Consider the following 10675-nt stretch of genomic DNA (forward strand, 5'->3'; position numbering starts at 1 on the left):
TCCAAAACCCAAAAATTCTATGAAAAAATTGTTATCAAACATTAAAGTGGGAGCATTTGCCCTACTCATCCTCGCTTCGGGAGGACTCAAAGCTCAAGACAAACCTCATCATATTATTCCAGAGCCTGTCAAAATGAGTACCAGTAAAGGACAGTTTTCCATAAAATCAAGCACTGCTATTCTTATTCAACAAGAAGAAGCCAGAACAACAGCAGAGCTTTTGGCAGCACGTTTGAACAAGGCTACAGGATGGAATTTTACCGTAAAAAAAGGGTCAAACCAGCCCAATGCGATTAGTTTTTCAATAAATCATAATCCAAGTGAAGAGCTAGGGAAAGAAGGCTATAAGCTAGAGGTGGATGCCAATGGAGCAAAAGTAACTGCCAATCAAACAGGAGGATTGTTTTATGGAATGCAAAGTATTTTACAACTTTTGCCCACAGAAATCGAAAGTAATACTGCCGTAAAAAAAGACTGGACGATTCCTTTTGTTAAAATTACCGATTATCCTCGTTTTGCTTGGCGTGGTATCATGTTTGACGTGAGTCGTCATTTCTTTACCAAAGACGAGGTAAAGCGTTTTATTGATGTCATGGCTCGTTTGAAATACAACACTTTCCACTGGCATTTGACCGACGATAATGGCTGGAGAATCGAGATAAAATCTTTGCCAAAACTCACCGAAGTGGGCGCTTGGCGTGTGCCACGTATCGGGAAATTTAATCAGTTGGATGCTCCAAAAGATGGCGAAGCGGCAACAGATGGCGGTTTTTATACGCAAGAAGATATTAAAGAGGTTGTCAAATATGCCTCTGAGCGCAATGTGACCATCGTACCTGAAATAGATGTTCCAGGGCATAGTATGGCGGCAATTGCAGCCTATCCTGAACTTTCTTGTAGCAAAGACCCAAAAACAAAAGTAAACCCAGGCAGTAAATTTGCGGAGTGGTACGGTAACGGTAAATTCAAAATGTTGACCGATAACGCACTCAATCCTTCAGATGAAAAAGTTTATGAATTTTTGGACAAAGTATTTACAGAAGTAGCAGCACTTTTCCCAAATCCATATATCCATGTAGGCGGAGATGAATGTTACAAAGGTTTTTGGGAAGCCGATGCTAACTGTCAGGCATTGATGCAGAAAGAAAACATGAAGCATGTAGAGGAATTGCAAGGATATTTCATGAAAAGAGTGGAAAAAATCTTGAAAACCAAAGGTAAAAAACTCCTAGGTTGGGACGAGATTTTGGAGGGTGGTATTGCGCCAGAAGCCACAGTCATGAGCTGGAGAGGTATCGAAGGCGGTATTGAAGCAGCCAAATTGAGACACAACGTAGTCATGACGCCTTCTCCTTATGTGTATATCGACTTTATGCAAAGTGACAGAACCTTGGAACCGCCCATTTATGCAACTTTACGTTTGAAAAAATGCTATGATTTTGAACCAATTCCTGAAGGCGTAGATGGCAAATTTATCTTAGGAGGACAAGCCAACCTTTGGACCGAAGGCATTCCAACTTTGGCGTATGCTGAATATATGACCTATCCTCGCTGCTGGGCGTTATCAGAAGTATATTGGTCGCCAAAAGAAAAAAAGAATTGGGAGAAATTTGTTACTAAAATGGAAAACCATTTCGACCGTGCCGATTTAGCAGGTATCAATTACGCTCGCTCTGCTTATGATGCAGCCATCAAACCGAGTATGAAAGATGGAAAATTAGTTGTAGAACTCGAAGCTGAAATTCCGAACTTAACAATTCATTATTCTATTGACGACACCGTTCCTAGCAAATTTAGCCCTGTGTACAAAGACCCTATCCAGATTCCAGAAGGACCTATTACCTTACGTGTAAACACCTACCGTAATGGGAAACAAATTGGACGAATGATTACTTTGAGTCGTGAGGAATTGGTCAAACGCTCAAAATAATTTTTCATCGTACTTTTTTCTCGATTGAGACTCTCAAACGTGTATTACATCGAATCATACGGTTGTGCTTGATGGATTGTCTAGGAATACCTGTATTTTTAGGAAAAATCACTTATCCAACCTTCATCGCAACTATATGATTCTCTTAATTCTCGAAAATTGAGAATCGTTGAAGTCGAGAAAAAAGTAATTAACAATGAAAAAAATCTTTATTCTGGCTGGGCTACTCGCTTTTTCGAGTTGTGCTTTTGCCCAAAGTTCCTATCCAAACCATGCGCAACTGAGTACACGCCTCAAAACCCTCAGTAGCAAATACGCCACCACAACCAAACTAGAATCTATTGGAAAAAGTAAAGGTGGAAAAGACCTATTTGCCATTACCCTAAGCAAAGGTGATGCAAATACAAAACCTGCTATTGCTATCTTAGCAGGCGCAGATGGCGCACATTTAGCCGGAACAGAAGTTGCACTCCAACTGGCAGAAAAATTGGTAGCTTCGGATTCGCTTGCCAAAATCCTCGAAACAAAAACATTCTATATCATTCCTAGCATCAACCCTGATGCACAAGAACAATTTTCAGCAAAACTCAAATTCGAGCGTAGTGGCAACGACGTTGATACCGACGACGACCGTGATGGACGCCTAAACGAAGATCCTTTTGAAGATTTGAACAACGATGGACAAATCACATGGATGCGTATTGAAGACCCTTCAGGTACGTTCATTATTAGCAAAGAAGACCCAAGAGTCATGGTAAAAGCCGACCCAAGTAAAGGGGAAGTTGGCAAGTATATCCTCCTTAGCGAAGGTATTGACAATGACAAAGATGGCGTTTTCAACGAAGATGGCGTTGGAGGAGTAAATATTGACAAAAACGGCACTTACGATTATCCATTTTTCACCCAAGGTTCGGGAGAATATGCTGCTTCCGAGTCAGAAACTAAAGCACTTTTAGACTTTTTATATACTACCAAAAATATTTACGCAGTATTTACCTTTGGTCCTGCCAACAACTTGAGCGAAGCAACAAAGTTTGATAAATCTAAAACCTTGAAACGGATTGTAACAGGAGTTTTAGAGAAAGATGCTTCTGTAGGTGAGCAAATATCTAAACTTTACAACGCTCAAACAGGTTTGAAAGATGCACCTGCTATGCCACAAACCAAAGGAAATCTTTCTCAAACTGCTTATTATCACTACGGAAGATTAAGCTTTAGTACTCCAACTTGGTGGGCACCAAAAGTATCTGCAACAAAAGATTCTACGAAGAAAGAAATAAAAGAAGTCAAAGCAAGTGACAATGAGGATATTCGTTTCTTGAAATGGGCTGATGCGCAGCAACTAAAAGGAAGTTTTGTGGCTTGGCAAAAAATCAATCATCCAGATTTTCCTAATCAAACTGTTGAGGTGGGTGGTATTGCTCCTTATGCAAAATTGAACCCTCCTCTCAGTTATTTGAATGAAACTACCGACAAACATCTCAAGTTTTTCAAAGCTTTTACCGCACAAATGCCTGATTTGCAGATTCTCAATGTAAAAACAGAAGCTGTTTCGGCTGGATTAACTCGTGTAACAGTTCAAGTAACCAACAAAGGTTTATTGCCAACTGGCTCAGAAATCGGGGATCGTGTACGTTGGGTACAAAAAGTACGCACAGAAGTAAAAACTTCAAGTGCACAAACTATTATTTCAGGGAAAAAAGTCAACCTTCGAGGTGCTATGTCGGCTGGTGAATCACAAGAATATAGCTGGTTGATTAGTGGTTCGGGCAGTATCACTATCGAAGCGGGTAATGCTATGACAGGTATTAAGACTGTATCTGTAGCGCTGAAATAGACTTTTATCCTTCACAACGTACAATATTCAACAAATTATCTTAGTATTTTCTCATGAAAAAATATATATCCCTATTCTTGTTGTCATGCTCATTGGGTGCAGCAGCACAAGAAAAAACCATCAACGATGACCTAACAGGGCTTCGTGCCATTGGCACTCCCGCTTCGCCAAAAGTAAAAATTAGCTGGAATCATTACAATGATTATGCGATGATTACTCGTTTTTGCCAAGATTTAGCAAAAGCATACCCAGATTTAGTAAAAGTAGAATCTATGGGAAAATCAACGCAAGGAAAAGATATGTGGGTTTTAACTATTTCAGATTTTAAGTCTGGAAGTGTAGATCGTAAACCTGGCTTTTATATCGATGGCAATATCCACTCAAACGAGATTCAAGGCACTGAAGTGGCAATGTACACAGCTTGGTACTTGGCCGAAAGTTTTAATTCGGTAGATTTTATCAAACAACTGTTGAAAGATAAAGTCTTTTACATTGTTCCAACTATCAACCCAGATGCTCGCGAGGATTTCTTAAAAAATCCAAACACACCACATTCGCCTCGTTCGGGTATGTTGGCTTTTGATGATGACGGCGATGGTAAGGCAGATGAAGACAAATTTGATGACCTCGACGGCGATGGCAATATCGTAATGATGCGCCGCAAAACGCCTTATGGTCGTTGGAAAGTAGATTGTGACAATCCACAGCGTATGATTCCTGCCAAACCAGACGAAAAAGGAGAATACGAAATGTTAGGTTATGAAGGCATCGACAATGATGGCGATGGTGCTGTCAATGAAGATTTGATTGGCTATTATGACCCAAACCGTGACTGGGGTTGGAACTGGCAACCAGACTACATCCAACGTGGAGCCTTGTATCACCCAGGCACTTTGGCGGAGACTCGCAATATCAAAAACTTTGTATATGCACACCCTAATATTGCTGGAGCGCAAAGTTATCACAACAATGGAGGCATGTTCTTACGTGGTCCGGGGGCTGAGGAAGATGCAGGATTTTACGTACCTCAAGACGGCGCAGTGTATGATTATTTTGGAAAAATTGGTGAGAAAATCAATCCAGGATATAAGTACTTTGTGATTTACAAAGACCTATACACCGTTTACGGAGGCGAAATTGACTGGCTTGCGCTTGGTCGTGGAGTATTTACTTTTTCAACAGAATTATTTACTTCTTATAAATTATTTGGAAAACAAAGCGAGGAAGGTCGTGGACAAAACAATGATTTTGAGGAGTTTAGTAAAAACCTCTTATTCAATGATGCTTATGTAGCTTGGAAACCCTTCAAGCATCCGCAATATGGCGATATTGAAATAGGTGGACCAAAGAAAAACTACACTCGAAATCACCCAGGCTTTATGTTGGAAGAAGATGCTCACCGCAACATGGCTTTTACGGTGTTACATGCTTCACAAATGCCAAAACTTGAGGTGTCGGAAATTCGCCAAAAAGCCTTAGCGGGTGGTTTTACAGAAGTAACAGCCGTGGTGACCAATTCCAAAGTTATTCCAACTCACTCAGCGCATGATTTGAAGTATAAAATCGAAAGACCAGATTATATTTCTTTGAAAAATGCAAATGTAGTAGCAGGAATGATCGTCGAAAACGAAGACATCAATTTGACTAAAGAACAAAAATACACGCCTCAAACGATTGAAGTTTCGAACATTTCAGGAATGAGCGCAGTGAAAGTTCGCTGGATTGTAAAAGGTAAACTTGATAAAGCAACTGTGGAAGTTGACAGCCAAAAAGGAGGATTGACAAGTAGAACTTTATAAATAGGCTTTAGGCCGTAGGCATTAGGCTTTTAGCTAATCGCATAAAGCCTAGAGCTTAATGCAGGTAAAATTATTTTTAAAATACGAGTAGAGACGCAATGATTACGTCTTAAGCCGGTTAAAATCTAGCATGGTAGCATCAAAAAAAGCGGTCGGGAAATATTTTCTGACCGCTTTTTTATTAAAAACATGGAGGATTATCCCAATTTTAATCTTCGGGAAGACTCAGTTTTATGCCTACATATTAGAATTTTAATTTTAGTAATCAATCACAAATCACTCAATACGGATGATTCATGTTTTGCAAATCATATCATTAACAATCTATGTTCAGAGAGTCAAAACTATAAAACACAAGTTTTTCAAAGGATAATCATATAGAAAATTTTATCAACGACCGTTTACTAACTACATCTTCAAATTCCCCCTTAAATAGCTGTATTTCAGCTCTCTCAGAAACCACACATACTATCTTTGTAATCAAATTTCGTCTTTCCCCTCTCTAATTCTTAAAATTTATGGCTCATCCGCTCAAAATTATTTTTCGAATATTTACGCCTGTCCTTATTCTTGGCCTTGCGATTTATCAGTTTTTACCTGAATCTCCCCTTCCGAAAAATGCTCAAATTGATAGTCTAGTTGTATTCAAATCGAAGCGACAATTACTGGCTTTTTATGAGGGGCAACTCCTTAAAACATATTCTATCGCATTAGGACGACAACCGATTGGTGCTAAAGAGTACGAGGGCGATTTAAAAACCCCAGAAGGAAGCTATGTCATTTACGACAAAAATCCCCATAGCGATTACCATAAAAACCTAGGTATCTCCTATCCCAACGCCAAAGATATCGCACATGCCAAACGCTTACACCGTTCAGCAGGCGGCCAAATCAAAATTCATGGGCTAAAAAATTATATGGGACTTGTTGGAAAATTTCATCGCTGGTTTGACTGGACTTTAGGTTGTATAGCCGTTCAAAATGCCGAAATAGATGAATTATATGATGCTGTTACTGTAGGCACACCCATTGTAATTTATCCTTAAACCTCTTCAAATTCAATCGGTTCTTTCAAGGCATCCTTGGTATCTGATTTCTTGTTTACTGGAGTACTACAATTGCCTGCTGCGCAACAGCCAGTATTGGAAATAGCTTGAAAAAGTACAATTGCACTTAATCCCAATAATAAAAAATCTTTCTGCATCATACCGTTGGCCAAAGCCCATGCTCCCACCGCCAAACGGAGAAATCGCATCACACTCCAATTCTTTAAATCCATGTCATTAGTATTTATTTACTCAAAATAGTAAAAAATCCATCAATATTACACAAATATATGAACATATAATCATTTATTAAAGTCTCAAAAAAGGCTTCCCAGCCTTTTTTGACTTGCTTACCACTAAGCCTTTATATTATTTCTGATACGACTCAAACTATCGGGATGAATACCCAAGAAAGAAGCTAAATCTTTTACTGGAATAAGCCTTAAAGCATCTGGTTGATAGGTAATCAAATTAAGATAGCGTTCCTCCGCACTTTGCGAAATCAAGCTGTAAGTCCGTTTTGTTTCGCGGATATACAAGCCTTCGGCGATTCTTCGGTGAAAGCGTTCTGCATTTTTGGATCTTTCCAAAAGCTCCAAAACAGGTTGGTAGCGCAAACGCATAGCAGTAACCTTCGTAACCGCCTGAATACCAATAGAAGAAGGCGTTTGAGATAGACAAGACGCAAAAGAACTTACAAAATTTCCTTTAAAGCCCAAATCCACACAAATTTCTTTATCTTCCTTAAAAGAGATATATTTTACAGCACCTTCAACGATAAAATAAGTACATGATTCTACCTGCCCTATTTCGGTAAGAAATTCTTTTTTCTTAAAATGAACTTCCTCAATATGACTACGATAGAAGTCCCACTCTTCTGACGAGAAGTTTGCTAGTCTGAAGATTGCCTCTTTCACAATTTCTATTTTTTGGGGATTAACTATCATTTCATTACATCTAATAGTGGGTTAATTACGCAGTATTTAGTCCTCAGGATAAGGAATATACACAAAACTAGCAAAATCATTATCAAAGACAAACAAACAGCAAAACTCGTCAGGGTCTTTGTAACTTGTTTCAAACACTTCAATATTTTCGGATGAAATGATGCCCCTTTGGATAAACTCCTCAGCCACTGTAGCGTTATAGTTCCAAGTATTTCCGTTCATTTCATTAATTCCAATCAATTTTGAACCTACAGGCACAATAGTACGAGACACCGCAAAAATTGGATATTTAGAAAAACCTCGGGTTCTAATTTGATAAGAAGCCTCCTTGATAAACTCTGCCACAAGGGCAAAGTCTGTTGAAATAATACCCAAATACTTTCCGTTCAAATCAGGTGAGTTTGGGGCGTTGGATATAGCTTGATAATCTTCAATCATTTGTTATAAATTTTTACTTTTCAAAAATTAATGCCTCTGGGAGCATTAGTAAAAAAGGAATTGATTTTTCATAATTTAATCCCTCATAATAAATACCTAACCTTGCAAGATTTTTGTAATAAGTATTTACGTTTTTATCATAATACTTTTCGGATTGAATGAACCACGCGCTTCTTCCCAATTTCTTAGCTAAAAACCACTTTTCTAATAACCGAGCAAGTCGTCCATTAACATCACTAAAAGGGTGAATATTTACAAATACTAGGTGGATAAAAGAGGCGTAATAAAAGACCTCATCAACTGGCATTGGCGCTTGCAATAATTCATCTATTTCAGTCCAAAAAGCTTCAAATTCTTTCTCTATTAGTCCAAGTGGAGCTGCCTCATACTGAATTCTACCCGTTTTATGCTCCATAACAAGCCTCTCGGTTTTCCTTAATGTACCTCTTAATCTTTCAGGAAGCAAATGAGCTGATATCAACTTGTGCGCCTCCAAAAAATTAGCATACGTTAAGGGATAATCTTGTGCAAACAGGTATGCATTATATAAATCATTAGGCTTTTCTGTTAGTTCAGGAAGATATTCAATTTGTAAAAGTTTGTGCTTCACGAAACTATCAACCTCAAGCTGTTCACCTTCTATCTTAGAAGAAGACATTACTGAAACAGAAGTGTAAAATGTGAAGCTATGAGGTTCCAAACGTTTTTGCTCTACCTCAGAAAATTCATTTTGAATATCGAGATCTAACATTGATTTCCAAGTCTTCAGATATCTTGAGGTAATCAATTTGCCCATCGATATGATTTAGTTTTATTTAGAACCTAGCAGCCGCCAACAAACTTAAGTCTTTGTAGGCAATTCCTAGTTTTTTTGCTATTTGAGCATTTGTCAAGCTTCCTTTATAACTATAAACCCCTTTCATAAAGGCTTTGTTGGCAAAAATTGCTTCTTCTATTCCACCTGTTTTTCCTGTTTTGAGCAAAAATGAAGTAAAAATATTACTCAAAGCCTGTGTAGCAGTATGTGCCACACGCGAAGGAATATTAGGCACACAGTAATGAATCACATCATATTTACGATAAGTAGGGTTAGCTAAATCGGTCAACTCAGATGTTTCAAAACAGCCCCCTTGGTCGATACAAACGTCGATTAATACCGAGTCTGGTTTCATTCTTGAAACCATTTCTTCAGTAATAATACAAGGCGTAAAGCCATTCTCTGCACGCAATGCCCCTATCACGACATCGGCTTGAATAATTGCTTCGGGCAATACGTGAGAATCGATGATACACGTATAAACATGTTGGCCAATAGCATGCTTAAGTCTTTGAAGTTTGTAAATATCTTTATCAAAAACCTTTACATCAGCTCCGAGACTAATGGCTGTTCGAGCCGCATATTCTGAAACGGTTCCAGCTCCCAAAAACACAACTTTTGTGGGAGGCACCCCCGTTACGCCACCCAAAATTACCCCCATACCATTGTTTGCACTACTCAAGCATTCTGCGGCGATGAGCATTACGGTACTACCAGCAATTTCGGACATGGCACGAATTAAAGGCAACCCCCCAGCATTATCTTCGATAAACTCATACGCCAGTGCCGTAACCTTCTTACGATTAAGCTTTTCAAAGTATTCCTTGGTAGATTTCTGCATATTTAGTGCCGAAACCAAGGTTGCTCCATGCTTCAAATACTCTAACTCTTCATCTGTGAGCGGTTGTATTTTTACAATAACCTCTGCTTTAAAAAGCTCTTCTTTAGAATACGCTATTTGCGCTCCAGCTTCAGAATACTGAGCATCTGTAAATTTTGCGCCCTCTCCCGCACCAGTTTCAATCAAAACTTGATGTCCATTTTTTACCAAAAGCGAAACTGCATCAGGAGTCAATGAGACACGTTTTTCGTGCAGTGTAATTTCTTTGGGTAAGCCTATAAATAAGCTTTTCGCATTTTGCTTGGTCCATAACAAGGCCTCTTGTGGCATCAATGCCGTTTGAGTAAGACCTGATTGAGCGAGTACCTCTTTAAATCCAGATTGTTTAGCCATTGCTTTATTCAACACAATTTTGGTATATCTGGCACGAAAATATACACTTGTCGAGCCTTTCCAAAATTCAGATGTGTAGGTTCATTAATTTTTTTTCAAAATAATAAGGCGACTACCGTCAGCTTGTACCGAGATTTCTACACTGAGATAATTGGCAGGCCAAAGATTTTCTATTTTCGAAGGCCATTCTACAAAACAAAAATTTCCTGAATCGAAATATTCTTCGATACCCATATCCATTGCTTCTACCTCATTTTTTAAACGATAAAAGTCAAAATGATATAAGGTATCATTTTTTTCGGTAATATATTCATTTACAATCGAAAATGTTGGACTTTGTACATGGTTAGTTACGCCCAAATGCGCACATAGCGCCTTAATTAACGTGGTTTTCCCAGCCCCCATTTGCCCTTCAAATAACCAAACTAACTCGCTCTTGCCAAATGCTACAATTTGAGCTGCTACCTCTGGTAATTGTTCTAAGCTATGATATTGAATTTGTTTTTCCATTTCCAAAATTAAATCTACTCTTTCATGATTTAGTGATTCGTGAATGAGTCGTGTACAAAGGGTTCTAAAAATGTCTATTTCGGATATCGGATGTGGGATTTCGGAAGTGTAAGCTTC

At 38.6% G+C, this 10675-nt stretch carries 10 protein-coding genes; 4 read left to right on the forward strand and 6 right to left on the reverse strand.

Features of this window, described 5'->3' with window-relative positions:
- Window positions 1-19 precede the first annotated feature (19 nt).
- The 4 genes from ACOVQ4_RS17140 (at window position 20) to ACOVQ4_RS17155 (ending at window position 6612) form a co-directional block, all read left to right on the forward strand.
- On the forward strand, window positions 20-1930 hold the full coding sequence (locus tag ACOVQ4_RS17140) for a beta-N-acetylhexosaminidase (RefSeq protein ID WP_421821843.1): 1911 nt from the start codon (window positions 20-22) through the stop codon (window positions 1928-1930).
- A 196-nt stretch (window positions 1931-2126) separates the two neighbouring features.
- Window positions 2127-3767: a M14 family metallopeptidase gene (locus ACOVQ4_RS17145; RefSeq protein WP_421821844.1), complete on the forward strand. Its 1641-nt coding sequence runs from the start codon at window positions 2127-2129 to the stop codon at window positions 3765-3767.
- 53 nt (window positions 3768-3820) lie between these two features.
- Complete coding sequence (locus tag ACOVQ4_RS17150) at window positions 3821-5566, forward strand: M14 family metallopeptidase (protein ID WP_283373576.1); 1746 nt, start codon at window positions 3821-3823, stop codon at window positions 5564-5566.
- A gap of 518 nt (window positions 5567-6084) precedes the next feature.
- Window positions 6085-6612, forward strand: coding sequence for a L,D-transpeptidase family protein (locus ACOVQ4_RS17155; protein WP_421821845.1), 528 nt, complete (start codon window positions 6085-6087; stop codon window positions 6610-6612).
- On the opposite strand, the gene ACOVQ4_RS17160 is transcribed toward ACOVQ4_RS17155, so the two are convergent.
- The 6 genes from ACOVQ4_RS17160 to tsaE form a co-directional block, all read right to left on the reverse strand.
- Window positions 6609-6845 carry a hypothetical protein gene (locus ACOVQ4_RS17160; RefSeq protein WP_421821846.1) on the reverse strand — a complete coding sequence of 79 codons (237 nt, stop codon included), beginning with the start codon at window positions 6843-6845 and terminating at the stop codon, window positions 6609-6611. The two genes, ACOVQ4_RS17155 and ACOVQ4_RS17160, sit on opposite strands and share 4 nt — an antisense overlap.
- Window positions 6846-6968: 123 nt before the next feature.
- Window positions 6969-7529, reverse strand: coding sequence for a Crp/Fnr family transcriptional regulator (locus tag ACOVQ4_RS17165; RefSeq protein ID WP_421821847.1), 561 nt, complete (start codon window positions 7527-7529; stop codon window positions 6969-6971).
- 66 nt (window positions 7530-7595) lie between these two features.
- Complete coding sequence (locus ACOVQ4_RS17170; protein ID WP_421821848.1) at window positions 7596-7997, reverse strand: hypothetical protein; 402 nt, start codon at window positions 7995-7997, stop codon at window positions 7596-7598.
- A 13-nt stretch (window positions 7998-8010) separates the two neighbouring features.
- Complete coding sequence (locus tag ACOVQ4_RS17175; protein ID WP_421821849.1) at window positions 8011-8748, reverse strand: Fic family protein; 738 nt, start codon at window positions 8746-8748, stop codon at window positions 8011-8013.
- A gap of 64 nt (window positions 8749-8812) precedes the next feature.
- The gene (locus tag ACOVQ4_RS17180) at window positions 8813-10048 is read right to left on the reverse strand and encodes an alanine dehydrogenase (protein ID WP_421821850.1); all 1236 of its coding nucleotides are present in this window, start codon (window positions 10046-10048) and stop codon (window positions 8813-8815) included.
- Window positions 10049-10132: 84 nt separating this feature from the next.
- Window positions 10133-10675, reverse strand: a 543-nt coding sequence (tsaE, locus tag ACOVQ4_RS17185) for a tRNA (adenosine(37)-N6)-threonylcarbamoyltransferase complex ATPase subunit type 1 TsaE (RefSeq protein WP_421821851.1), incomplete at its 5' end; no start/stop codon positions are given.

The sequence above is a fragment of the Flectobacillus sp. genome (genome assembly GCF_049240685.1).
In the GTDB taxonomy this organism is placed as follows: domain Bacteria; phylum Bacteroidota; class Bacteroidia; order Cytophagales; family Spirosomataceae; genus Flectobacillus.

Coding starts and splice junctions, on each gene's coding strand:
- ACOVQ4_RS17140 (WP_421821843.1), top strand. CDS start 20: ATGAAAAAATTGTTATCAAACATTAAAGTGGGAGCATTTGCCCTACTC.
- ACOVQ4_RS17145 (WP_421821844.1), top strand. CDS start 2,127: ATGAAAAAAATCTTTATTCTGGCTGGGCTACTCGCTTTTTCGAGTTGT.
- ACOVQ4_RS17150 (WP_283373576.1), top strand. CDS start 3,821: ATGAAAAAATATATATCCCTATTCTTGTTGTCATGCTCATTGGGTGCA.
- ACOVQ4_RS17155 (WP_421821845.1), top strand. CDS start 6,085: ATGGCTCATCCGCTCAAAATTATTTTTCGAATATTTACGCCTGTCCTT.
- ACOVQ4_RS17160 (WP_421821846.1), bottom strand. CDS start 6,845: ATGGATTTAAAGAATTGGAGTGTGATGCGATTTCTCCGTTTGGCGGTG.
- ACOVQ4_RS17170 (WP_421821848.1), bottom strand. CDS start 7,997: ATGATTGAAGATTATCAAGCTATATCCAACGCCCCAAACTCACCTGAT.
- ACOVQ4_RS17175 (WP_421821849.1), bottom strand. CDS start 8,748: ATGTTAGATCTCGATATTCAAAATGAATTTTCTGAGGTAGAGCAAAAA.
- ACOVQ4_RS17180 (WP_421821850.1), bottom strand. CDS start 10,048: ATGGCTAAACAATCTGGATTTAAAGAGGTACTCGCTCAATCAGGTCTT.